The 23,128-nt window shown below is 66.7% G+C and carries 26 protein-coding genes; 13 read left to right on the plus strand and 13 right to left on the minus strand.

All coding sequences use genetic code 11. From position 1 onward, the window contains the following. Positions 1-20 precede the first annotated feature (20 nt). The 4 genes from R2707_10160 to R2707_10175 all read left to right on the plus strand — a co-directional run bounded on the left by R2707_10160 (position 21) and on the right by R2707_10175 (position 4,104). The gene (locus R2707_10160) at positions 21-1,937 is read left to right on the plus strand and encodes a PrsW family glutamic-type intramembrane protease (protein MEZ5245449.1); all 1,917 of its coding nucleotides are present in this window, start codon (positions 21-23) and stop codon (positions 1,935-1,937) included. Between the two features lie 122 nt (positions 1,938-2,059). Further along, positions 2,060-3,331, plus strand: coding sequence for a flavohemoglobin expression-modulating QEGLA motif protein (locus R2707_10165; protein ID MEZ5245450.1), 1,272 nt, complete (start codon positions 2,060-2,062; stop codon positions 3,329-3,331). A gap of 304 nt (positions 3,332-3,635) precedes the next feature. After that, positions 3,636-3,815, plus strand: coding sequence for a hypothetical protein (locus R2707_10170; GenBank protein MEZ5245451.1), 180 nt, complete (start codon positions 3,636-3,638; stop codon positions 3,813-3,815). Positions 3,816-3,915: 100 nt separating this feature from the next. Beyond that, entirely contained in the window at positions 3,916-4,104 is a 189-nt protein-coding gene (locus R2707_10175; protein MEZ5245452.1) for a hypothetical protein, read from the plus strand. Positions 4,105-4,557: 453 nt separating this feature from the next. Here the strand turns inward: R2707_10175 and R2707_10180 are convergent, their stop codons facing one another. The 3 genes from R2707_10180 to R2707_10190 all read right to left on the minus strand — a co-directional run bounded on the left by R2707_10180 (position 4,558) and on the right by R2707_10190 (position 6,635). Continuing rightward, positions 4,558-5,436 (minus strand): hypothetical protein, encoded by an 879-nt coding sequence (locus R2707_10180; GenBank protein MEZ5245453.1) that lies wholly within the window; start codon positions 5,434-5,436, stop codon positions 4,558-4,560. 456 nt (positions 5,437-5,892) lie between these two features. Continuing rightward, positions 5,893-6,411 carry a hypothetical protein gene (locus R2707_10185; protein ID MEZ5245454.1) on the minus strand — a complete coding sequence of 173 codons (519 nt, stop codon included), beginning with the start codon at positions 6,409-6,411 and terminating at the stop codon, positions 5,893-5,895. 11 nt (positions 6,412-6,422) lie between these two features. Continuing rightward, entirely contained in the window at positions 6,423-6,635 is a 213-nt protein-coding gene (locus R2707_10190) for a hypothetical protein (GenBank protein MEZ5245455.1), read from the minus strand. Between the two features lie 253 nt (positions 6,636-6,888). Between R2707_10190 and R2707_10195 the strand changes: the two genes are divergently transcribed. The 3 genes from R2707_10195 (at position 6,889) to R2707_10205 (ending at position 9,169) form a co-directional block, all read left to right on the plus strand. Then, on the plus strand, positions 6,889-7,041 hold the full coding sequence (locus R2707_10195) for a hypothetical protein (protein ID MEZ5245456.1): 153 nt from the start codon (positions 6,889-6,891) through the stop codon (positions 7,039-7,041). Between the two features lie 283 nt (positions 7,042-7,324). Then, positions 7,325-8,473, plus strand: coding sequence for a DUF4926 domain-containing protein (locus R2707_10200; GenBank protein MEZ5245457.1), 1,149 nt, complete (start codon positions 7,325-7,327; stop codon positions 8,471-8,473). 288 nt (positions 8,474-8,761) lie between these two features. Further along, positions 8,762-9,169 carry a 2OG-Fe(II) oxygenase gene (locus R2707_10205; GenBank protein ID MEZ5245458.1) on the plus strand — a complete coding sequence of 136 codons (408 nt, stop codon included), beginning with the start codon at positions 8,762-8,764 and terminating at the stop codon, positions 9,167-9,169. A gap of 37 nt (positions 9,170-9,206) precedes the next feature. Here R2707_10205 and R2707_10210 read toward each other — a convergent pair whose 3' ends face one another. From R2707_10210 to R2707_10250, 9 genes are all read right to left on the minus strand, one after another. After that, positions 9,207-9,647, minus strand: coding sequence for a hypothetical protein (locus tag R2707_10210; GenBank protein ID MEZ5245459.1), 441 nt, complete (start codon positions 9,645-9,647; stop codon positions 9,207-9,209). Between the two features lie 132 nt (positions 9,648-9,779). Next, entirely contained in the window at positions 9,780-10,268 is a 489-nt protein-coding gene (locus R2707_10215; GenBank protein ID MEZ5245460.1) for a DUF4411 family protein, read from the minus strand. After that, positions 10,268-11,422 (minus strand): ImmA/IrrE family metallo-endopeptidase, encoded by a 1,155-nt coding sequence (locus R2707_10220; GenBank protein ID MEZ5245461.1) that lies wholly within the window; start codon positions 11,420-11,422, stop codon positions 10,268-10,270. The genes R2707_10215 and R2707_10220 overlap by 1 nt, the downstream gene beginning before the upstream one ends. Positions 11,423-12,070: 648 nt before the next feature. Beyond that, positions 12,071-12,907: a hypothetical protein gene (locus R2707_10225; protein MEZ5245462.1), complete on the minus strand. Its 837-nt coding sequence runs from the start codon at positions 12,905-12,907 to the stop codon at positions 12,071-12,073. Continuing rightward, a complete protein-coding gene (locus tag R2707_10230) occupies positions 12,900-13,136 on the minus strand; it encodes a hypothetical protein (protein ID MEZ5245463.1) in 237 nt (78 codons plus the stop codon). The genes R2707_10225 and R2707_10230 overlap by 8 nt, the downstream gene beginning before the upstream one ends. A gap of 9 nt (positions 13,137-13,145) precedes the next feature. Next, entirely contained in the window at positions 13,146-13,493 is a 348-nt protein-coding gene (locus tag R2707_10235; protein ID MEZ5245464.1) for a hypothetical protein, read from the minus strand. Beyond that, complete coding sequence (locus tag R2707_10240; GenBank protein MEZ5245465.1) at positions 13,493-13,837, minus strand: tyrosine-type recombinase/integrase; 345 nt, start codon at positions 13,835-13,837, stop codon at positions 13,493-13,495. Before R2707_10240 ends, R2707_10235 begins: the two co-directional genes overlap by 1 nt. Beyond that, positions 13,834-14,568, minus strand: a complete 735-nt coding sequence (locus tag R2707_10245) for a hypothetical protein (GenBank protein MEZ5245466.1) — start codon at positions 14,566-14,568, stop codon at positions 13,834-13,836. Before R2707_10245 ends, R2707_10240 begins: the two co-directional genes overlap by 4 nt. 147 nt (positions 14,569-14,715) lie before the next feature. Further along, the gene (locus R2707_10250; GenBank protein ID MEZ5245467.1) at positions 14,716-15,930 is read right to left on the minus strand and encodes an acyl-CoA dehydrogenase family protein; all 1,215 of its coding nucleotides are present in this window, start codon (positions 15,928-15,930) and stop codon (positions 14,716-14,718) included. Between the two features lie 187 nt (positions 15,931-16,117). On the opposite strand from R2707_10250, the gene R2707_10255 reads away from it, so the two are divergent. Together R2707_10255 and R2707_10260 are read left to right on the plus strand one after the other, a co-directional pair. After that, positions 16,118-17,386: a sensor domain-containing diguanylate cyclase gene (locus R2707_10255; protein ID MEZ5245468.1), complete on the plus strand. Its 1,269-nt coding sequence runs from the start codon at positions 16,118-16,120 to the stop codon at positions 17,384-17,386. A gap of 44 nt (positions 17,387-17,430) precedes the next feature. Continuing rightward, on the plus strand, positions 17,431-17,931 hold the full coding sequence (locus R2707_10260) for a TlpA disulfide reductase family protein (GenBank protein ID MEZ5245469.1): 501 nt from the start codon (positions 17,431-17,433) through the stop codon (positions 17,929-17,931). Between the two features lie 53 nt (positions 17,932-17,984). Here the strand turns inward: R2707_10260 and R2707_10265 are convergent, their stop codons facing one another. Further along, positions 17,985-18,716, minus strand: coding sequence for a sulfite exporter TauE/SafE family protein (locus R2707_10265; protein ID MEZ5245470.1), 732 nt, complete (start codon positions 18,714-18,716; stop codon positions 17,985-17,987). Positions 18,717-18,811: 95 nt separating this feature from the next. Between R2707_10265 and R2707_10270 the strand changes: the two genes are divergently transcribed. The 4 genes from R2707_10270 to R2707_10285 all read left to right on the plus strand — a co-directional run bounded on the left by R2707_10270 (position 18,812) and on the right by R2707_10285 (position 23,108). After that, positions 18,812-19,516, plus strand: coding sequence for an AzlC family ABC transporter permease (locus tag R2707_10270; GenBank protein MEZ5245471.1), 705 nt, complete (start codon positions 18,812-18,814; stop codon positions 19,514-19,516). Then, on the plus strand, positions 19,513-19,824 hold the full coding sequence (locus R2707_10275; protein MEZ5245472.1) for an AzlD domain-containing protein: 312 nt from the start codon (positions 19,513-19,515) through the stop codon (positions 19,822-19,824). Before R2707_10270 ends, R2707_10275 begins: the two co-directional genes overlap by 4 nt. Positions 19,825-19,938: 114 nt before the next feature. After that, on the plus strand, positions 19,939-22,548 hold the full coding sequence (valS, locus tag R2707_10280) for a valine--tRNA ligase (GenBank protein ID MEZ5245473.1): 2,610 nt from the start codon (positions 19,939-19,941) through the stop codon (positions 22,546-22,548). Continuing rightward, on the plus strand, positions 22,548-23,108 hold the full coding sequence (locus R2707_10285; protein ID MEZ5245474.1) for a class I SAM-dependent methyltransferase: 561 nt from the start codon (positions 22,548-22,550) through the stop codon (positions 23,106-23,108). Before valS ends, R2707_10285 begins: the two co-directional genes overlap by 1 nt. Positions 23,109-23,128: the final 20 nt, after the last annotated feature.

Below are 23,128 nucleotides of genomic sequence, written 5' to 3' on the forward strand. Positions count from 1 at the left end.
GGGCCGTGGACGTGACCACGATGCCGGCATCGACCACCGACGTGACCGGGGGCGACTGGAAGCGGGCGCTGCGCACCGCCGGCCAACGCGGCTACACCCTCGTGAACCGTCTCGCGCTGTGGTTCTCGCTGCTCATGGTGGCGGTGGTGGTGTCCCGCCTCGCCGACACCGACTGGGGCAACTTCCGTCGCCAGGCGGGCTATCACCTGTTCGTCGTCGGCTGGCTCCTCGCCGTCAGCTATTCGCTCCGATCCGTCGGGTCTCGCGAAGTCCTGCGGTTCTGGTTGACCGGCTTCTTCCCGGTCACGCTGGTGGCATACGTCCTGACCGAGTTCACCGAAGGACGCCTCGATCCCGGGAACCTCCAGACCGCGGGGGTCGTTCCCGTCGCCGAGGAACTGGTCAAGATCCTTCCGCTGGTGTTGTGGACGACGCTGCTGCGGCCGAAGCATCGCCACGGCACGCTGTCGGACTTCCTCGTGCTCGGATTCGCCATCGGTGCCGGCTTCTCGTTCCACGAGGACGCGCTCTACACACGGGTCGCCGCATCGGGATTCGACGACGGGCTGCTCGGCACGCTGTTCCCGATCTTCCTCTCGAGCGGTCAGTACGCGATCACCCACGCCGGATGGACCGCGTTGGCCGGTGTCGGTGTCGGCCTGATCTCGCTGCACCGCCACCGTCCCGCTGCGCTCGTCGCCGGCCTGGCGCTGATCGTGGTGCCGATCGTCGATCACGCGGCCGTGAACTGGCGGGGCGACGGTGCCGACCGGCTGATGTCGTTCACCCGCGACGGGCACATGCCGGCGTGGCTGCTGCTCGGTGTGGTCATCGCCGTGGTCGTGCACGATGGCGCGGCGCTTCGCTGGGCGAGTGCGCGAGACCGTCTGTTTCCGCCGCCGGCGTTCGCGGGAGACGTCGCGGTCCTGCAGGAGGGGCCGCTCCCCGACCGGATCGCCCGCCTGGCCCTCCGCCAGCAGTACCGCCGGCGGCGCAATGCCACCTTCGTCGATCTCTTCTCGGTCAGGTCACGTGGCGTGTCGGCGGGCGAGCGGACGCGAGTGCGCCGCGAGCTCGAGGTCGCCCGCGATCGCGTCGGCATCGCGCCGTCGGCCGAGGCGCCGCTGCGCTCCGTGGGCGCTCCTCGAGCGAGTGGTGCGGGCCCGGATGCCGCGACCCCACCACAACAGTCGCCACGACGCCGCGGCGCCGTGCTCGTCCTCCTCGGTGCCGTCGGCGTCGCCGCCCTCGCGTTGTGGTGGACGAACCGTTCCGACGACACCCCCGATGATGCCTTCGTGCTCGATGACGCACCGCCGTTCGCACCCGCGACCGACGCCCCGGGACCGGACCTCGAGCCGGGGGACGTCGTCGACCCGACGTTCGATCCTCCGGCGAACGACGCCTCGTCGCCCGACGAGTACTACGGCCCCGTGATCGACGAGCCGCTCTTCCTGCGCTGGGAGCAGAGCCTGAACTCCGGCCTGGTCGTCGAATCGACGCTCGCCGTCGACGGGGACCGGGAGCTCTGGGTGCAGGCCGGGTTCATGCAGTACCAGGACAGCGAGATCTCGGTCGGATGTGTCGGCTACCAGACCGACGACGTCATGTGCTTCCCGGCCGACCGGGTGTCGACCCTGGCCGTCAACAACTGGGCGGGCGGCTACACGACCGCCGACGTGCCCGGCGCCACCACCGAACTGCGCCGGATCGCAGGACGTGACGCGAGCTGCGTGTCGATCGAGTTCGACGAACAGACGTCCACCCTGAGCTGTACCGATGTCGAGACCCAGGTGCAGCTGCTCCTCGAGACGAGCAGCGTCACCATCGTCGGCCAACGGGAGTCATCGCGCTTCGAGCTGGTCGAGTGGGGCACCCCTACCGAATCGGACTTCGAGATCCCTCCGGAAGCACGGGCAGTAACAGCCGACTCCTGATCGACGTCGCCGCTGTCGCCATCGGCACCCACCTGGCGCTGCGAGTTGGCAATCGATCACCGCGGTCGAGCTCTGAGGTCGCTAAGTTCACCGCCGATGCGTCGTGCGCGATCGGTGTCCCGGTGAACGGATCCGAGACGATTCGCACGCTCTCCGATGAGCTGGTTGCCCTCCAGCAACCCATCCGGATCCTCGATGCGGTCGCGTGGGGCGACGAGATCGCGGCCGACTTCTTCGCGAGCGGGGCCCGGGCCCAACCGAGGGTCGATCGGTCCTACTACGTCGAGAACCGACCACTCCGCTTCGATCCGGCGGAGCTCCGCGGCGCCCTCGCCGGCCTGGGGGCCCGGGTCGGCAAGCAGCTCGGCCACGCGCCGGTCGGCGATCTGCTGACGGCTCGAATCGCCGAGTATCAGCGGGTCATCGACCTCCTCGAGGCCAGGGGTACCCCGGCGTTCGCTGCGATCGCAGCCGAGCTCTACGGCGGCACGCGCGACGTGTTGCATCCGGGCGGGCCCGATCTCGCCAGTCTCGGGTCGTTGATGTCCGAGGCTCTCGGCAACATCGACTCCGGCACGTGGGAGCCGCCCGAGGATCAGCCCCATACAGCGGCCGAGGCCGTGGAGATCCTCTCGAGCCGGCTGGCCGACCTGTGCGGCGCAGGCGAGGTTCGCATCATCCTCGACGACGGGATCGTGGCCGACGCCGCTGCCGGCGGCGACTACATCAAGCTGCGAGCCGACGCGATGTTCTCCACTCGTGACCTCAGAGTCCTCGAAGTCCACGAGGGCTGGGTCCACGTCGCGACGACGCTCAACGGCCGACGGCAGCCGTGGTGCACCTTTCTCGGGAAGGGGACGCCTTCGACGACGTCGACCCAGGAGGGCCTGGCCGTCTTCACCGAGATCACCACGCTCTCCTCGACGCCGGAGCGGCTCCGGAAGGTGACCCGACGGATCATCGCGATCGAGATGGCCGAACAGGGCGCCACATTCCTCGACATCTTCCGGTGGTTCCGCGGCGAAGGCCTTTCCGACCCCGACGCGTGGGCGTCGTCCGTTCGAGTGTTCCGCGGCAGCACCCCGGTCGACGGTCCGTTCACGAAGGACCTCGCCTACAGCCGGGGATTCCTCGAGGTCTACGACTTCATGCGTCTCGCCGTACGCCGCGGGCGGCTCGAGCGCCTCCCGCTGCTCTTCACCGGCAAGCTCGCCATCGGCGAGATCGGTGTGTTGGCCGGGTTGGCCGAGGAGGGTGTGGTGGCCCCGCCCGACATCCTGCCGCCCAACATGAGCGACGTGAGCGCGCTCGCCTCGTGGATGGCGTTCTCGAACCTTCTCAACCGCATCGACCTCGGCGCGATGGAGGAGCACCTCGGCCCGGCGCTCGACTGAGTGCTCAGCGGCGGGGGTCTCTGCCGTTCCATGCGATGAGGCGGTGACCACCTTCAGCTGCGCCACGCCGTCCCCGCGGGGACGCTTCGGGGCTACTCAGATGCGCAGGCCGGAGATGACCCGGCTGATGACCAACTCCCCGAGATCGCCCGGCTGATCACGAGCTGCTGGATCTCCCCGGTGCCGCCGAAGATGCCATGGGTCCCGCCCGGTGCCGTGGTGATGACGCTGGCTCGTGGTGGGCGTTGTGTTGTCGACATCGCCGTCCAGCTCCTGACGATGCGTGCACGGTACCGTCGTGCCCATGGCCGACAAGTACGAGACCCTCACCGCCGAAGAGCTCGATGCCATGACGCCGGATCAGCGAGCCAGGGCGTTCCGTGACCGGATCGTGACCGACCCCGAGGAGATCCCCGAGAACTTTCGGGGTCGCATCTTCGACACAGCGAAGCGACTCGGCGCCGAACGCGCCGACCAGAAGTGACGCGGCGGCGCGTCGTCGTACTTCCCCAAGTCTTCGATCGCCTCGTCAACTACTCCCCGACGAACGATCTGCACGCGGCGAGCCGTCCACGGCCGACTTCGTGCTCCACGACCTGACCGCGATCATCGACACACTCGCCGAGGACTACGAAGGCAACACGATCCCGGCGCCGGACACCCACATCCGGATCATGATCACCGCGGGAATGACAGTGCCCTTCGTCGCCGTCTACGCCGATCTCCGGCCCGATGACACCGTCGAGGTCATCTCGTTGGACATCGAACACTGAGCACCTGAAGACGTCCCCGCGGCGACGTCTTCAGATCACTCGATCCGCAGACCCGAGATCGCCCGGCTGATCACCAGCTGCTGGATCTGCTCGGTGCCTTCGAAAATGTCGTGGGTCCTGCCCGGGTGTCCAGCGCGTGGCGTTGCGTGACCGTGAGCAGGGCGTTCACGGCTTCACCGTCCATCCGGCCAATCCGAACTGAGCCCCGTGATGGCAGTTTCTAGGGACAGAACTAGGGACACCACCTGCCGCGACGGTCCTCAGGAGTGTTGGCAGCGCGCTCGGCAATGTTGGCTCGTGGGCGGGTCCGACGCGACGGTCGCGCTGCGAATATCACGCACTGAAGTAGGGCCGAACTCGAGTGGGCGGCACTGTTCGATTCTGGGCGTGGTTGCCGGACGCGCACTTCAGCGTCGTTTCGATCGACGGTTCGCCCGGTTGCGGCGGATCTTCTCAGGAGTCGCTGCAGGCGTATCCGCCTTTGACGGTGGTGATGGTGTCGAGATCGGATTCGTGGAGCCACATGACAAGCCCTTCGACCTGTCCTGGGATCGGGTCGACGGGCTCGAGGACAGCCAGAATGCCGAAGTAGTCGGCTCGAAGGTCTCGGATCGGACCCACGCGCTCTCCGTATTCGTCACGAATCGCCGCGAGAGACTCGCCGGGTTGCGCGGGAGTGTCGACGCCGACGGGAGCGTGCCCGTCAAGGATGAATCCGTTGAACCCCTCCTCGCCGGCGAGTGGCTGCTTCGCGAACACCAGAGACAGACCACCCCATCTCACGATGCGTTCCGTGTCGCAGTACCCGCCCGATTGCCATCCGGTGTCGGCATCGGCGACGCCGAGATCGGCTTCGAACGCAGCGATCACGGTGTCGGGATCCGAACCGAACGGCAGATCCGGAGTCACCCCTCTGCTGCTGAGATGGAGCACCGTCGGCACGAGCGGGTCGACGCTGGACGGTGGCGGGGGAGCGGGAATCGTGACGGGTGCAGGTGAGGCAACGCCGAAGAAGGCCCCCAACTCACCGCCGCACAGCTCCTGATGTCGCCCGACAGCCTGGACCAGGCCCGTGAGATCCTCCCCAGGGAAGACGCCGATACTGAGATCGAGCTCCTGACCCGCTGGCGGCGGACCGATCTCTTGGAGCAGAGCAATGATGGCCTCGTTCCACTCGGCGAGATCTGCCGGCGCAAACCGGTTCGCCGCTCGAAGATCGATCGCCCAGTCGCCGCCATAGGCGTATCCCGACTCGACGGTGCGCTCGCGTACCTCAGCGGAGTCGCGGCAGTAGCGGTCGACGTCCGGCTCCGGCGGAAGTGTGGCACTCACGCCGTCGACGGCCGACGTCGTGGACGTACTCGTCGACGAGATCTCATCTGGCGCTCCTCCGCTCGGGGCCGAACTGCATCCCGCCCCGACGATGACCGCCAAGATCACCGCGATCGACCATCTCTGCACTCCCCGAGTATCGCGCCGAAGCAGCCCCCAGAACCGTCGCCCATGTTGGTGTTCGCCAAGAGCGTCTCGTGCGGCATCATCGGCGAAGTAGCGCGCCGGGAACGTTAGTGCCGGCACTCGACAATCAGGCGCCCGACGGTCGGCGACCCGCTTCCACCTCCCGGCCGTAGGGAAAGCGCCGAGACACAACGGCAGGTCCTGCGGACCTGGCGGAGAAGGAGGTGCGGTCGCTCTTCGCCAAGGCGACGTCACTTTCGGCCGAGCCATCGGCTCTGCTGAACCCCATCGTCGTGGGGCTGAACCGCCTCAGGTAGGGATCCTCCAGGATCAGCCTGCGGCGAGCAGCGTTTCGACCAGGCGACGCTCGTCGTCATCGTTGAGGTTGCGACGAGTGAGCAGGGTCGCGTTGGCCAAGGCGATGATCCGTCCCCGATCGTCGGTGTCCGCATCGGGCTCGAGCCAGGATTGCACGTCGACCCAACGCCAAAGCGGCGAGCGCGTCGAGGTGCCATAGGCCGGCTCGGGAAACCCGGAGCTGTCGGCGTCCCGCTTGATCCAGTGGTTCACGGCTTGGCGACTGCGGCCGGTGCGCTCTGCGATGTCGGCTTGGGAGACCAACTCCTCTCCCTCCACCCGCATGACCTGGATCCCCGCCACGGACTCGGCCTGGGTGATGGCAGACGCGATGGCATCGAGAAGGGTGGAAGCGTCACGGTCGACATCGAGCGCCGGGTGCCCGTCGAACGCAGTGACCGCGGCGTCGTCGAGACCGGCTTCGAACAGCAGGTCGCTGGTTGCCTCGTCGATCGGGCGGTTGAGGATCAGCATGAAATTGTGAGTGTTCATGGCATGTCGATTCAGGTGTTGCGACGAATGTGTCGTCGGATCTGTTTGGCGTGGTTGTCCGCGCTCTTCGGGGTCGACCACACCCGGAACGGATGCGGCTGGTCACCGCTGATCACGTGTGTCGAGTGACCATGCCCGGACGAATCGGTCACGGTCAGCCCGGCAAGCTCGGCTTCGCGAAGAGCCTTCTCAATCTCCTTCTTCGGATGCGTCTTCCGGCTCACCTTTGAACTCTACTAATCTTGTTGACAATGTCAACTAGCCCACGGCAGCAGTCGGTCGGTGTCACACCCGAGCCGTACGTTCTCGGGCAAACCAACCACGTGCGAGGAGACGACAATGAACGACGCAACGGCATTCGGAGAATCGGCACGAACGCTTCTGGCGACGCTGTCCAAGTGTGATACGAGCGAGGACGATGAAAGCGGGATGGTTCGCTTCGGTCTCTCCATGAGCCCAGAGGAGGCGGGGCCCGTCATGCGCGCACTGTTCCGCGCCGAGGCGGAACTCCTGTTGATCGATGCGGAAACCTTCGATCCGGTGGGGCCGACTCGGACACCGGAGCAGCGTCGTGCCGACGCGTTGATCGAGATCGCTACTGCCGCCGCGGCCGCGCTCGAGGCGGCGTAGCCGACTACTCGATGCGCAGGCCCGAGATCGCCCGGCTGATCACGAGCTGCTGGATCTGCTCGGTGCCTTCGAAGATGTCGTGGGTCTCTCCGAGACTTATCCACTGGCGACCGCTGCGGCTCTTTGTGGTGTCTGACCTGGGGAAACGCTGGATCGTGTTGTCCGCTGCTGACCGCTGATCATCCCTACTCCGACCCAAAAGTAGGGATGAAAGTAGGGATGCGCCGGCGAGCATCCGAGCGAATTCGACGGCAGCTCCGGCGACACCTGCCACTCTGGAAGCGTGAGGAAGACGCTAGCGAGCGACGGGATGGAGGTGATCTACGACCTCCACGCCGACACTGACCGGGTCGAAGCAATGAAGGCAGTCAGCAAAGATGGGGCACGTCCAGACATGGGGCTCGCGCCGAAGCCCTACCTCATCGGCAGCCGAAAGTTCTGGCGGCATCTCGGCTCTGATCGACTGCCGCTCGCCGTCGTCACAGGGACAATCACCGAGGTCTATTGGGCGAGTATGGGCGACTATCCGATGTTCAAGCTGACCGAGGACGATGGCACGACCCACGACTTCACCCGTGAAGGCGACATCGCTCGCTACGTGAAGGGACTTGCTGCTCGAGTCGAGAGGGTCGACATGCCGTGGAAGCCCGGCGTCAGCCATGCCCTTTCCAGAACGCTCGTGACGCGCATCCTGGTGGAGTCCTCCACATGGCGATCAGACCCGCGTGCCCCCGGCCCCTTCGGCCTGATGCTGCTGCAGGAGCACCAACACTCACAGTCGGCCTGGGCGCTTCGATGCTTCGAACACTGGCTTCAGATCGAGGGCATCGACCACAACGAACTCCGGAGTCTCGTCGATCACCTCTGGGACTGGATGACCATTGACGAGCACTCCTTCGGGGAATGGCACGACCGCCCGCCACCTCTGATCAGCCAGCCCGACGCCGATCTCGGTCTCGAACTCGACACCGAGGCCAGCACTGCGCTTCGCCAGGCGATCGCCGACGCAACCGACCTCGCCTACAACAGCCTTTTCGGAGCCTTCGACGATCAGCGTCACATGGAGGTGGCGGCTGCCCTCGGGGCGCTGTTGATGCCACACAGATTGAACATTCCCGACCCAAGCGTCTTCGGTCTCCCCGACGGCCTTGACCTCGAGCACGAGTGGGGACCCATGCCCGACAACCTCGTTGCGCGTTGGCGGGAGCATCCGCTCCCATGGCCCAACTACTCGACCGTGGAGGTGACCACGGATCGTCATGCGTCCGAGGGCGCACTGCGAGGAGCGACGGGTGCGATTGTCGAGGTGTACGACGGTGCGTACGAGATCGAAATCGTCGACGAGGACGGACGAACCCGATTCCTCGGCCCGATGCAGCACGACGATGTGCGTTTCCTGTGGGCACCGGACTGGCGACAGAAGCTCCGGTAGCAAGCGAATTCACGTCTGAGAGTGTGAGGCTCGTGCCAGGCTGGACTCGTGAAGGCCGAACGCTCCCGACATGACATCCTCGTTCTCGACGGCGCGTTGGCACCCGAGACGCTCGACGACCTCACTTCGCTAGCTCGGACTGCCAGTTTCGAGTCGCAGGACTTGAACCGGGGTGCCTTCACCGCACGGCAACGAGCTGTCGTCGAGTCCCCACAGATCGCGGAAGCCCTTTGGGACGCGATCGCGCCGTACCTCGGACGGCCTGCCGAGTGGTTCAGTGGCCCTGGTATGCCCCGACTCGATCCACCGATCGACGAGTGGAGCTTCCTCGGATGCAATCCACGTAGCCGGTTCTACTCCTACTCAATGGGCGGCACGTTCTCCGAGCACGAAGATGAACCATGGCGGCCGGATGCGTCGCGTCGGAGTCTTCTGACGCTGCTCGCCTATCTGCCGACTGGTGGGTGCGTCGGAGGCGAGACCGTCATCGATGGCGAGACCATTGCGGTCGAACCCGGCCGGATCGTCTTGTTCGATCACGGGTTGCTCCACGAGGGCAAGCCCGTCGAGCGAGGAACGAAGCTGGTTCTTCGGAATGACGTCGTCGCCGGCAGCCCAACAGCGGTCATGGACGAACTCGTGCGCGAAACCGAGCACCTCGGGCTCTATGAGGATGACCGTTGGCCGACCTGGTAGTCCAGCTCGGCTCGGCTGCTCGGGCCACAGAACAGTCTCAGTCCGGAGATGAGCCCCACGGCATCTTGCAGTCCGGTCCAGCAGCCTCGACCCTGAACGGCGCGTGGCCCGGCTGAACGACCTCCGAGAGGAGCTCGGCGAACACCAGGTTCATGTTGTGACCATTCGTTTCGATCCTGACCTCGTGGAACTTGAGACCGAGCGACTCAGACCACTCTGCCGCGGTCGCTGAATCGGGGACGTACGTCCCGCCCGGGTACATGACCTGCCACTTCACACCCCAGACGTATCCGTCGAGGTCGACGCCGGGCTCGTAGTCGGTGAGCCGGTCATCGAGCGACTGGGACCACGTCTCCGGTGACACTGCTGTGCTGAAGGTTGCAGCAACGCAATGTTTGAAGAGCAGCCTGACGGTTTCGGGCTCGATTCCCGTGCTCGGATCCGCGGTGCAATACACGTAGATCTCGTAGTCGCGCATGTAGTCGGTGAACCCGTGGTAGACGATCGCCTGGTCGAAGACCTCATCGAGAAGTCGTTGCACTTCGTCAGCGCTCATCGCTGGCTCCCCAGCTGCTTTCCGCCCAGATCGCGGCGGTCCTAACGGACGAGTTCACCGGCTGAGCACGAACCGGGCGCCTTCGGCCCGGAGCATCTGGAACGGGTTCATGTGCCGGACGCCATTCTCCGCTGCGGCATTCGGGATCTTGATCCGACGGCGACCGTCGCTGATCACCTCATGGGTGACGACGGTGTGCCCACCCGCGACGGCATGGCCGATGAGGAACGAGTCAGCGGCGGACGCAAACTCGCTCTTCGCTGCGGGTTCGTAGTTGAGCGAATCGTTGGCCCACCGGTTCACGGCCGCGACGGACGGGATCTCGTCGGCGGTCAGCGGAAGGAAGAACGAGCGGTGGTCCTTCACCCATTGGGCAAGGTCGTCGGCACCGACCGCCAGTTCGTCGTAGACGGCTTCGACACTGTGCACGACGCCAGCGGCGTTGGCTCGTTCGAGCCAGTCCCAGAAGCCAGGGCAGAAGTCGAAGCCGTAGTGGTCATTCTTGGCCCTGATGAAGACGTCGGAGTCGAGGAGGTACGCCACTACAGGACCCCTAGTTGCTCTCCGAGCCCCTCGAAGGTCGACGTCTTCTTCACACCGAGCAGACGAAAGGCCTCGGTGTATGGAGTGCGGCCCTCGACGGTGCTTGCGATCAACTCCCTCGCGAAGCGCTTACCGACCTGCACGGGCTTGGTGTTGTAGTAGTTCCCGCCACTCCCCTTCTCGGCCACGATCTCGGCGATCCGCTGCCGCTCGACCCGAAGCTCCGCCATGAACTGATCCCAGGTGAGCGCGCCGGCCTCGCGCATGCGGGCGAGGATCACCTGAGTCGAAACGCGGAACCGCTCGGCCAAAGGCTGGAGCTGTTCTCGAAGATCGCTGCGTCCATCGAAGACTTCGCGAAACTCATCCATCGGCACGAGCAGCTCAGCGGCCACCTGGTTGCACCAGCGCTCTTCGTCGAAGGTTCGTGTGGACTCTGGATCGACGTCGGAGAGTGCGGTCGACCCCAGCCATAAGTGAGCAAGCTCGTGGGCGAGCGTGAACACCTGAGCGGCCTTGGAATCCGCGCCATTGATGAACACGAGGGCTGCGTACTCATCGGTGAGAGCGAAACCCCGGAACTCCTCGGGGTCGAGCTTGCGGTGCGTGTTGGAGCCGACAATTCCGGAGATCATCACCAGCACGCCGGCGGCCTCAGCGTTTTCGCGCAGCTTTGTGAGCGCTGCGTTCCAACTGCCGAGCCGAGTGCAGGTCTCGGCTGTCCAGTCAAGAACGTCTCGCATCTGGCCAGCGGTCACCGCGGGATCGACTGCGGTCGTGGCGGTGCCGATGAACGGAAGCGGTTGCTCGCCATTGAGTAGCTGGCTGTCCCGGTACCACTCCTGGCGGGCCTGGCAGACGTACAGCGTGTCGAGCAGATCCGCAGATACGACCTCAGGTGTGGGCCGATCCCCCACCGTGCGGAAGTCCGGGATCGGGACTTCCTCATGCGGCGCGGCGTCGAGGAAGAAGTACCCGACCGGGGTGTACGTCTTGCGGGCGAACTCTTCGAGTTGCTTCAGTGTCGGCGCTCGGTCGCCGGCGAGCCAGTGTTCGTAGCGGGGGAACCGCGTGGCCCAGGCCTCATCGTCGATGCCCGACCGAGCGCGGGCCCACTCCAGGAGCTCTGGTTGCACCTCGACCCGGACGGACATACCTCCAGTATCGCCCGTCGGCGCAAACCGGAGCCGTCTACTTCGAGATTGTTGCTCGCGGCCAGCCGCGCAACGTGACGGGAGACCGTCTGGTCCACTGGCGCTTCTTTCGACCGGAAAAACCTGAGACACTGCGTCGCGAAGCCCTGCCTTGTGGAGCGCGGTGCTCGCACGAAAACGGAGCCGAGCACAGCGCTCGGTTGTTGCGGGCTCGGCATCCTCGGGGCATGCGCAGTGAGCGGCAAGCCACTCCAGGTCTGCCGGGTCCAGCCAAAGCGCTACTCGACCGGCACCGCGCTCGGCATCAGCGTCTGTCCCATCCGGGTGTCGTTCGGAGGCAGAGGCCCCTTCATCGAGCGCACCAAGGAGCCGACCGATGTCCTGTCGAGCGTGCGCAATGAAGTCGAGGTCCTGGCCCCCGGCGGATCGCACGCCACCCTCCGTTGCCAGCGAGACGTACATGTCGGGCGAGTCGCTGTCGAGACCTCCAGTTCGGATGAAATCGTCGCCTGCGACATGGATCACGCCCTTCGACGAAGGCCTGCCATGGCCCGGCGGTTGCCGATGCCAATCGGTCGGCGATCGCCGAGATGTCCTCTGCACTCAAGTCGCTGCCCATGCGGCCAGTCTCGCAGCCACAGACGGCGCCTACGGCGTGAACGCGTCGACCGAGGTCGAGTTCCGGAGAGCAGCCGCGGCAGCGATTTGCTCGTCGCTTGGGATTGCGTACCCGTACGAGACATCGAGCCGATCCAGAATCTCCTCAGAATCCGACCACGAGTGGGCCTGAGCCGACGCAAGCACGGATGCCGCCCGGTTCAACCCGAGGTACCGGAAGCCAGCAATCGACGCATCAATCTCGGAGGCGCTCATTGCATCGAACGCAGCATGAGCGACACCTCCGTTCGAGATCAGGCCATGAGCAAGGAGCGCAGACGACAGCGCTTGATCACCCGCGCCCATCCGTTCGCTCCCACCCCCGAGCGCAGCGCGATTCCAGACCGTGTCGGCCAGCAGGCCCTCACCATCGCCAAGCACCCCGAAGGTGTTCAGGTCACGGCCGTAGCGAGCGACAACATCGGTCTCGGAACCCTCGGCCGAGAGCTCGCAGTCCCCGCCGGCGGCTGTCGCAGCCGATCGGACGAAGAGTGCAAGTTGATCGACGGCATCCTGATCGTGCATCTCGGCGGTCGCGAAGTCGAAATCAATGGAGGTCGGCTCGAGCGGGAAGACATTGACCTGCACCCGATGGCGCCCGACGAAGACCTTGATGGTCGTCCGCTCGGCGTCGCTGCGGAACAGGACGGCGAGATCGACGTTGACGGCAGGGAGATCCTCGACGTGCCAGCTGCTCTCACGAAGCAAGTCGAGCACCCGACGCCAACCGGCCAGGTCGGTTGGCTCGATGCACCCGTCCGGCAGTGTGCGATCGTCGAAGTGGGAAAGCAGCGCTTCACGATCCAGCTCGCGCGCCACTTCAGCCACCCGGCCAAGACTGTTGCGGGACGCTCAACTGTCGGCCGGTCGTCGCATCGAGCGTCAACGCCGACTCGCCATCCAGGCTGTAGAGCGAGCAAGCAACGACGTTCCCTGCGGCGCTTCGGACCATCAAGTCATCGAGAGCAAGTCTCAGCGATTTCCACAAGGTCCCTGAAGTACCGAGGGCAGCGATGTCGATGCCGCTCACGAGCAGCAGGACAGGAGCATCGTCCACCGCTGCAATCTAATGGACTTGCCACTTGACCGCCGCGACATCAGCGGGGTCCGCGGCGTTGATCACGTAGGCCAGCCCGTCGACGACAGCACAGAGCCGCGCCGGGTCCGGGGTGGCGAACACGCCGGTCGTACCCCCGAGCCCACTGGCCTCGAACATCCCGACCCAACGCTGACCGTTCATTGGCTCGACCTCGAGGACGAGCGGAGTACCCCACCGCGACTCGAACTGATCGACCACCGCCCCATCTCGGTCATACCCGAAGACCGGGCACCGCCAGTTGCCGTCTCCCGGGAACTCTGGGTCGACAATCACCTGATAGTCGGCCTTGAAGTCGAACTTCTCGATCTCCGCCATCAGTCCAGAGCCTCGCCGAGAATCTGGGCGAGTGCTTCGTCGGCGCGTTCGACGGCGTGGGCGTAGACCCGCAGCGTCATCGCGGGGTCCGCGTGGCCGAGGCGGTGGGCGACGGTGCGGACGTCTTGGCCGGAGGCGATCGACTGGGTTGCAGACCAGTGGCGGAGGTCGTGGAGGCGCCAGCGGTCGTCGATGCCGGCAAGCTCGCGAGAGCGGCGCCACCACCAGCCGATGCGGTCGGGGCTCGGCGGGTCGGCGTCGGGCGTGAACAGCCATTCGGTCACGTCGGCGTACGTATCCGCCTTCTCCCCCACCATCTCGACAAGCGAGGAGCTGAGTGTCACGACTCGGCGGCTGCCCGTCTGGTCGGCTGGAGCCTCGGAGCTCGGACGCCGTCGACGGTCGAGACGATGATCTGGCCATCGACCACCACCTTTTCGTCGACGAACTTCTCCCACCGCATCGCCGCCAGCTCACCGCGGCGGGCTCCGGTCTCGGCGGCGAGGCGGAACGCGAGCGGGGCCATCTCGTGGACCTCGGCGGCGGCCTCAATCAGCGCCCGCACCTCGTCGTTGGTGAGCGTCCCCTTCTGCTGACGCTTCGGCTGCTCGATCGGCGCGGCCGAGGCCGGGTTGGTGGCGATCCACTCCCACCGGACCGCCTGCTGGAGCGCGGCCCGCAAGACTGTGTGCTGGTTGCGGATCGATGCTTCACCGGCGCCGGACTTCCGCAGACGAGCCACCCAGCGATCGATGTCGGACACACCGAGGGAGGCGACCGACATCGAGGCGATCGGGTCGCGCTGAATCAGCGCCGAACGGCTCGTCTGGTCTCGGACCGTCAGCGGCGCCCAGCTGGGGGCCTTGATCTCGAGCCACTCGTCGAGGAGCTGGCCGACCTTGCGTCCACCGGCGTTGCGTGCCGGCTTCACCGTCAGGTCGGCGGCCACGCGTTGCGCGTCGCGCTTGGTGCCGCGGACCGTTCGGGAGACCTGCGTGGGGTTCCCCTCACGGTCACGACCCGTGTAGCCGCGAACCACCCAGACACCGGGACGTCGCTCAAGGATGATGGCCATGGACGTCCACCATGGGCGCGTTCATCCCTACAGGAGTAGGGATGACAATAGGGATGGATCAGTTGTCCACAGGATGTGGCCGCTGCTGACCGTTGGTCACCGTTGTAACCGGACGACCCGCGGAGGCCAGAAGACCCCAGCTCAGCACTACTCGATCCGCAGACCCGAGATCGCCCGGCTGATCACGAGCTGCTGGATCTGCTCGGTGCCTTCGAAGATGTCGTGGATCTTGGCATCGCGGTGCCAGCGCTCGACGGGGTACTCACGGGTGTAGCCGTAGCCGCCGAGGATCTGGATCGCCCGTTCGGTGACCCACACCGACACCCGGCCGGCCTTCATCTTGGCCATCGAGCCCTCGGCGTTCTTGAACTTGCCGTTCTTGCCCATCCACGCGGCACGGTGGATCAGCAGGCGGGTGGCGTCGATCTCGGTCGCCATGTCGGCGAGCATGAACGCGATCGACTGGTTCATGATGATCGGCCGACCGAACGCGTGACGTTCCTTGGCGTACTCGAGCGAGTACTCGTAGGCGGCCCGGGCCACGCCGAGGGCCTGGGCGCCGACCGCCGGCCGGGTCGCCTCGAAGGTCTGCATCGCAGCCTGAGCGTTGCCCTTCTCGCCGCGGCGGACCCTGGCGAGGCGCTCGTCGAGCTTCTCCTTGCCGCCGAGCAGGCAGGAGCCCGGGACCCGGACGTCGTCGAGCACGACCTCGGCGGTGTGCGACGCACGGATGCCGTGCTTCTTGTACTTCTGACCCATCGACAGGCCCTTGGTGCCGGGCGGCACGATGAAGCTCGCGTGGCCCTTCGACCCGAGCTCGGGGTCGACCACGCCGACGACCACGTGGATGTCGGCGATGCCGCCGTTGGTGATCCACGCCTTGGTGCCGTTGAGGACCCACTCGTCCTTGGCCTCGTCGTAGACGGCGCGGGTGCGGTAGCCGTTGACGTCGGAGCCGGCGTCGGGTTCCGACGCGGCGAAGGCGCCGAGGGCGAGCTTCTCGGGGCTGCCGTAGCACTGGGGCACCCACTCCATGACCTGCTCGGGCGTGCCCGACGCGGCGATGCCGGCGGCGGCGAGCCCGGAGCCCATGATGGCCATGCCGATGCCGGCGTCGCCCCAGAACAGTTCTTCGATGGCGACCGGCATGGTGAGACCGGTCGGGTCACCCATCATGCCCTCGGCCATGAACTCCCAGCCGTAGAGGCCGATCTCGGCGGCCTGCTGAACGATCGGGTACGGGAACTCTTCGCGCTCGTCCCACTCCTCGGCCGCAGGCCGGATGACGTCGACGGCGAACTCGTGGATCCACTTCTGCAGCTGCAGTTGGTCTTCGTTGAGGTCGAGGGAGAACTCGGCCATGGGGGGCCTCCTGGGAGAGTGCGAAACGATCTGACGCGAAGTCCGGAGAGTCGGTTACCCACCGGTAACCCCGAGAGTACGGATGTGGCGCCATTCTGGCAACCCCACTGACAGATCCTGTCCATCGGCGACCGTTTCCAGCGTGACGACCCTCATCTTCGCGGCCGTTCGTTCGATAGGAAGCGACGTGAAACGCCGGAGACGAGACGACACACGATGGAGCGACCGAACCGCACTGGTCGCCGCGTTCGTCGCGCTCCCCGTCGCGATCGCCTCGGCGGCCACGGCGCTGATTGTCGGCGACGTCGACACCGTCACCGCGATGGTCTACATCACGGTCCCGGCCATGATCGCCGCAGCAGCAACCACGATCGCCACCTACTTCCTGCTCGTACGCCGCCACCGCGACCGCGAGCGGGTCAACAACCGACGGCTCTCGGCCACCAAGCGCGAGCTCCACGACGAAAAGCAGGAGCGGGCCGTGCTGCGCGAGCTCGACGCCGCGCTCGATCGGGCACCGACCGAGACCGACGCCATCGACGCGACCCGCGACGCGTTCACCAAGCACCTGTCGATGCAACCGATGGAGCTGCACCTCGTCGACCCGATCGACCCCGTGCTCGAGCTCGTGATCGCCACCGGCGACCATCCCACCAAGGAGGGCCAGCGCACTTCCCCGTGGGACTCGCTGGCCGCCGGCACCAACACGACGCTCGTCTACGAGACCACCGACCGCCCCGATGTGTGCGGCCATCTCCTCTCCCGGCTTCACCGGCCGATGTCGGCCATCGCCATTCCGGTGAACGTGATGGGCCGCCTGCTCGGCGTGCTCTACGGCCTCGGACCCGAAGGGCAGCAGCCGGGGGTCGGCGACGTGAAGTTCCTCGAGGACGTCGCCAATCTGGTCGGCGCCCGCCTCGCGATCCTGCGTGCCTCGGCCGCGATGGCGACGGCTCCTGACGACACCGACAAGGTCACGGGTCTCCCCGACCGGTCGGCCATGCAGGACCGCGTCCTGCGCCTCCTGCGCGAACGCCAGCCGTTCACCGTCGCCGTTGCCGACATCGACGGCTTCGGACGACTCAACGAGATCGAAGGCCGCGAGGCCGGCGACCGAGCCCTCCAGCTGGTCGCCCGGGTCAGCCGCCGGGCGATACGACCTGGCGACCTCATCGGCCGCATCGGAGGCGACGAGTTCCTCTTCGTGATGCCCCGCACCCGCACCGACGACGCCACCCGAGCATTCGAACGCCTGCGTGAAGAACTCACGCTCGCCCAGACGGGTTCGTCGGACCCGACGTTCTCGCTCTCGATCGGCGTCATCGGTTCGTCGTCGGGCGGGACGATCGAGGAGATCCTCCAGCGCGCTGCCGGTGCCCTCGCCCACGCGAAGTCGCAGGGCGGCAACCGCGTGGTCGTCGCTCACACCGCCAAGCCCGCAGCTCCGAGCGTCTGACGCCGACCCCTGCGCCCACCGACCGGGCCGCTACGGTCTCCCTCGTGCGTTGCCGGCCCCTACTACTCATCCTTGCGATCAGCGGGCTCGTGCTCGCCGGATGCGGTGACGATGCCGGCACCGACGCGGCCGGCGCCACGATGCTCGAGAACTCCGCACTGCAGACGCTCGACGGCGAACCCACCGAGTTCCACGCCTATCTCGGCCGACCACTCGTGCTCAACTTCTTCGCGGAGTCGTGCCCACCGTGCGTTCGGGAGATGCCCGCCTTCGATGCCGTCTCGGGCGAGGTCGCCGGCGAGGTCGACTTCCTCGGCGTGTCCGAGGACGCCACCGTCGAGGCCGGGCGCCGCATCGTCGAATCGACCGGCGTCGGCTACGAGATCGTCTGGGACGCCGACGGGTCCGCGCTGATGACGCTCCAGTCGATGGGGCTTCCCACCACCGCGTTCGTCTCGGCCGACGGCGAGATCCTCGAGGTCCACACCGGCGAGCTCTCCGCCGACGACCTCCGGGAACGGATCACGACCCACTACGGCCTCTGATCGGTCCCACAGGCATCCTGCACACGAGGAATCCTGCACACGAGAAGCCCTCCTCAGAGAAGCCCTGCCAGCAGGCGAACGGCGCCGGCCGTCGCCGCGACCTGGAACACGCGACCGAGGAGCACCGGGTCGAACCGGCGGATGTACCGAGCGCCGACGCGGGTCCCGATGATCACCCCCACGCTCGCGACGGTGATCATCGGGAGGTGGTCGCTCCAGACGAAGCCCGCCACTCCGAAGACGGCGACCTTCACCAGATGATTGATGAACTGCACGAGGGAGAACGTGGCGACGAAGCCGACATGGTCCGTCGTGACGGTGCGGAACGCGGGCGCGAGGAGCGGGCCGGACGCACCGATCGTCGGGTTGACGAGGCCGGCCACCGCGCCCACCAGACTCAGGCGTCGCACTCCTCCGCCGCGCGGCGCCAGCCATGCCGTCGCTGCCGGCCACCAGACGGCCACGAGGGCGAACACACCCACGACGGCACGACCGGCGTCGCGAGGGATCTCGTCGGCGATGAAGTAGCCCACCACGGTTGCCGGCACCAGCAACGGGAGGTACCAGCGCAGGAGGGCGACCTCGGCGTCGTGGCGCATGGTGACGGTGCGGGTGCCGTTCGACACGAGCTGCACGACGCCATGGGCCGGGATCGCCACGACCGGATCGACGAACTGGAGCATCACCACAAGGAGGACGACACCACCGCCCGCACCGGCCACCGCCGTCAGCGCGGCGGTCAGGACGGCGGCAACAGCGATGACCAACAGCTCGAACTCGGACACAACTTGTAGCGTACTTGTATTTAACCTGTGTTGTCCATGACTTCTGTGCGGATCAATGTCCGGATGCGTCACGACACAGCTGACACACTGCGCCGGTGACCGATCGACGTGCAGCGATGGCCGAGGGCGTGCGCCGCATCTTCCCGTTCTCACTGATCGCCGGTCCGTTCGGCGTCGTCTACGGCGCCACCGCCGCCGACCGCGGCATCGACGACATCCCCGCGATCTTCGCGTCGGTCGCCATCCTCGCCGGCGCCTCGCAGATCGCGTTGGTGGAGCTCATCGACGAGGGGGCGACGTGGATCGTCGCCGTTGCGACCGCGCTCGTCATCAACCTCCGCTTCTCGCTCTACTCGGCGTCGCTCGCTCCCGACTTCCGCCGCTTCTCACCGCCCTGGCGCTTCGGTCTCGGATACCTCCTCACGGATCAGACCGCCGTCCTGTCGATCGTCGAGTACCAGACGAACCCGGACCCGAGCTACCAGCGCTGGTTCACCCTCGGCGCCGGCGCGTGGTTCGTGATGCCGTGGTGGATCGGCACCGCCGTGGGGGTGCTGCTCGGCGGTGACATCCCCGATGGCTGGCAGGTCGGGTTCGCCGTGCCGCTCATGTTCACCGCGCTGCTGGTGCCGACCATCGTCGATCGGCCGAAGATCGCTGCCGCAGTCACCGGCGCGGCGGTCGCGATCGGCACGACATGGCTCCCCGACGGCGTCAACATCATGGCCGGTGCCGCAGCCGGCATCGCCGTCGGCACCGTGCTCGCCGAGCGACGAGATCCCATCGAGGCGGACGCGTGAGCCCGACCGTCCAGATCATCGTGGCCGGCATCGGCACCTACCTGATCCGCATCAGCTTCATCGCCCTCGCCGGACGCATCGGCGACATCGCTCCCCGGGTCCAGACGATGCTGTCGATGATCCCGCCGGCCGTTCTCGCCGCGATCACCGCCAACAGCCTGTTCTTCGTCGGCGACGACATCCGCGGTCTCGACGAATGGCACATCGCCATCGTGGTGGTCGGCCTCATCTCATGGAAGACGAAGAACGTCGCGCTCTGCCTCTTCGTCGGTATGCCCGTGCTGTGGGCCCTCGCCGCCCTCCCCTGACCCGCCACACCGGTGTCAGACACCCGCTACACGTGTGGCGGGTGTCTGACACCGGTGTGGCGGGGGGGGAATGGGGACGGGGGGACGCGTCGCCAGCGGTAGTCTCGGCGGTCTATGAGCACGTCCCGCATCCCTGAAAAGCCCGACCTCGCCGGCCTCGAGGACAAGTGGGACGCGGTATGGGACGAGTCCGGGATCTACCACTTCGACGCGTCGAAGTCGCGCGACGAGGTCTTCTCGATCGACACACCACCGCCCACCGTCTCCGGTTCGCTCCACGTCGGCCACGTCTTCTCCTACACCCACACCGACACCGTCGCCCGCTACCAACGCATGGCCGGCAAAGAGGTCTTCTACCCGATGGGGTGGGACGACAACGGCCTGCCCACCGAACGCCGCGTCCAGAACTACTTCGGTGTCCGCTGCGACCCGTCGCTCCCCTACGACCCCGACTTCGCGACGCCCGACGACGCCGGCGATCCGAAGGCCGTCGCCAAGCGGCAGACCATCTCGATCAGTCGCCCCAACTTCATCGAGCTGTGCCACGACCTCGCCGTCGAGGACGAGAAGGTCTTCGAGGCACTCTTCCGCCGCCTCGGGCTGTCGGTCGACTGGACCCGGACCTACGAGACGATCAACGACCACTCCCGCCGCATCAGCCAGCTCGGCTTTCTCGGCAACCTCGAACGGGGCGAGGCCTACCAGGTCGAGGCGCCGAGCCTGTGGGACATCACCTTCCAGACCGCGGTCGCCCAGGCCGAGCTCGAGGACAAGGAGATGCCCGGGGCGTACCACAAGCTCAAGTTCGCGGGCACCGACGGCAATCCCGACATCTGGATCGACACCACGCGGCCCGAGCTCGTCCCGTCCTGTGTCGCCCTCGTCGCCCACCCCGACGACGAGCGCTACCAGCGCTACTTCGACACGGCCACCGTCAGGTCGCCGGTCTTCGGTGTCGAGGTCCCCGTCCGGGCCCACGAACTCGCCGACCCGGAGAAGGGCACGGGCATCGCCATGATCTGCACGTTCGGCGACACGACCGACGTGACCTGGTGGCGCGAGCTCGACCTGCCCGTCCGCACCGTCATCGGCCGCGACGGCAAGTTCGCCGCGGAGACCCCGGAGTGGATCGAGACCGAGCAGGGGAAGGCCGCGTATGCCCGCCTGGCCGGCCTCCGCTCGAAGAACGCCCAGGAGGAGATCGCAAAGATCTTCGCCGAGTCGGGCGACATGGACGGCGAGCCCCGCCCCATCACCCACCCGGTCAAGTTCTTCGAGAAGGGCGACAAGCCCCTCGAGATCGTCAGCAGCCGCCAGTGGTACATCCGCAACGGCGGCCGCGACAGCGACCTCCGTGCCGATCTCGTCGCCCGGGGCGACGAGATCAACTGGGTCCCCGCCTACATGCAGACCCGCTACGCGAGCTGGATCGAGGGACTCAACGGCGACTGGCTGATCAGCCGCCAGCGCTTCTTCGGCGTGCCCATCCCGCTCTGGTACCCACTCGACGCCTCCGGCGAGCCGGCCTGGGACGAACCGATCACCCCGAACATCGATCAGCTCCCGATCGACCCGTCGACCGATGTCCCTCCGGGCTACACCGAGGACCAGCGGGGTGCGCCGATGGGCTTCATGGGCGAGCCCGACATCATGGACACCTGGGCCACCTCGTCGCTCACGCCACAGATCGCCTGTGGCTGGCAGACCGACCCCGAGCTCTACGCAGCGACCTTCCCGATGGACGTCCGCCCCCAGGCCCACGACATCATCCGCACCTGGCTGTTCAGCACCGTCGTGCGGGCCCACTTCGACGCCGACGTCGCCCCGTGGAGCAACGCCACGCTGTCGGGATGGATCCTCGACCCCGACCGCAAGAAGATGTCGAAGTCGAAGGGCAACGTCGTCGTTCCCACGGAGTTGCTCGAGGAATACGGCTCCGACGCGGTCCGCTACTGGGCCTCGTCGGGTCGCCCCGGCACCGACACCGCGTTCGACGAGGGCCAGATGAAGATCGGCCGCCGCCTGTCGATCAAGCTCCTCAACGCGTCGAAGTTCGTGCTCGGGTTCGGCGACGGCGACGCGGCGATCGACCCCGCCCTCGTCACCGAACCGCTCGACCGGTCGATGCTCGACAAGCTCGCCGACCTCGTCGACGACGCAACCAAGGCCTTCGACGCATTCGACTACGCCCGCGCCCTCGAGCGCACCGAAGCGTTCTTCTGGTGGTTCACCGACAACCATGTCGAACTCGTCAAGGCCCGCGCCTACGGCGAGTACGGCGACGATCGCGCCGCCTCCGCCCAGCACGCACTGCGCATGGCACTGTCGACGCTCCAGCGTCTCTTCGCCCCCTTCCTTCCCTTCGTGGCCGAAGAGGTCTGGAACTGGTGGCACGACGGGTCGGTCCACACCGCCGAGTGGCCCGACAGCGATCCGCTCCGGGCTGCCGCCGGAGGAATCGGCCCAGGCCCGAGCGACGTCGCCACCGAGGCCCTGAGCGTGGTCCGCCGCGAGAAGTCCGAAGCGAAGCGCAAGCTGCGCACGCTCGTCGTGTCGGCCACGTTCGCGGCCACGCAGGCCCAACTCGATCTGCTCGAACTCGTCATCGACGACGTCAAGGCGGCCGGCATGATCGAGTCGGTCACAGCCGGGACGGCGACCGACTCGACCGAGATCGAGGTCACCGCCCAGCTCGAGCCCGAAGCCGACGCCGGAGCGAGCTGATGGGCGCGGGCGACCGCGACCGTTGGAACGAGAAGTGGTCGACCGCCGGTGTCGGCACCGACCACGGCTCGAAACTCGTCGATCTGCTCGAACCATGGCTCCCGCCATCAGGACGGCTGCTCGACATCGCCGGAGGCGGGTCGGCCGATGCGGTCGGCTTCGCCCGCCGCGGCCTCGACGTGATGGTCTGCGACGTGAGCGATGTGGGGCTCGCCCGGGCGCGCACCCGCGCCGAGGAGCAGGGGGTTCGTCTCACGACCGTCGAGGTCGATCTCGAATCGGCGCCGCTCCCGGACGGGCCGTGGGACGTGATCACCGTCGCCAACTATCTCCAACGGGATCTCTTCGCGGCGATGACCGAGCGGCTGACGACGGGCGGACTGCTCGGCGTCGTCATCGCCACGACGACCAATCTGGAGCGTCACGACAAACCGGGCGCCGCGTTCCTGCTCCGACCGGGCGAACTCCCCGGCCTGGTCGACCGGCTCGAGGTCGTCCACCACAGCGAGCAGTGGCGTGCCAACGGTCGCCACGAAGCCCACCTCGTCGCCCGGGCCTGACCCTCCCCTCGAACAACGCG

This window comes from Acidimicrobiales bacterium, from assembly GCA_041394245.1.
Taxonomy (GTDB): domain Bacteria; phylum Actinomycetota; class Acidimicrobiia; order Acidimicrobiales; family Aldehydirespiratoraceae; genus JAJRXC01.

Excerpts from the sequence above, each read along its gene's own strand:
- R2707_10185 (MEZ5245454.1), bottom strand. The coding sequence starts at position 6,411 with ATGAACACTCACAATTTCATGCTGATCCTCAACCGCCCGATCGACGAG.
- R2707_10210 (MEZ5245459.1), bottom strand. The coding sequence starts at position 9,647 with ATGCGCGACTACGAGATCTACGTGTATTGCACCGCGGATCCGAGCACG.
- R2707_10195 (MEZ5245456.1), top strand. The coding sequence starts at position 6,889 with ATGCGCGCACTGTTCCGCGCCGAGGCGGAACTCCTGTTGATCGATGCG.
- R2707_10245 (MEZ5245466.1), bottom strand. The coding sequence starts at position 14,568 with ATGGCCATCATCCTTGAGCGACGTCCCGGTGTCTGGGTGGTTCGCGGC.
- R2707_10235 (MEZ5245464.1), bottom strand. The coding sequence starts at position 13,493 with ATGGCGGAGATCGAGAAGTTCGACTTCAAGGCCGACTATCAGGTGATT.
- valS (MEZ5245473.1), top strand. The coding sequence starts at position 19,939 with ATGAGCACGTCCCGCATCCCTGAAAAGCCCGACCTCGCCGGCCTCGAG.
- R2707_10250 (MEZ5245467.1), bottom strand. The coding sequence starts at position 15,930 with ATGGCCGAGTTCTCCCTCGACCTCAACGAAGACCAACTGCAGCTGCAG.
- R2707_10160 (MEZ5245449.1), top strand. The coding sequence starts at position 21 with ATGCCGGCATCGACCACCGACGTGACCGGGGGCGACTGGAAGCGGGCG.
- R2707_10205 (MEZ5245458.1), top strand. The coding sequence starts at position 8,762 with ATGCCCCGACTCGATCCACCGATCGACGAGTGGAGCTTCCTCGGATGC.
- R2707_10170 (MEZ5245451.1), top strand. The coding sequence starts at position 3,636 with ATGGCCGACAAGTACGAGACCCTCACCGCCGAAGAGCTCGATGCCATG.
- R2707_10285 (MEZ5245474.1), top strand. The coding sequence starts at position 22,548 with ATGGGCGCGGGCGACCGCGACCGTTGGAACGAGAAGTGGTCGACCGCC.
- R2707_10220 (MEZ5245461.1), bottom strand. The coding sequence starts at position 11,422 with ATGTCCGTCCGGGTCGAGGTGCAACCAGAGCTCCTGGAGTGGGCCCGC.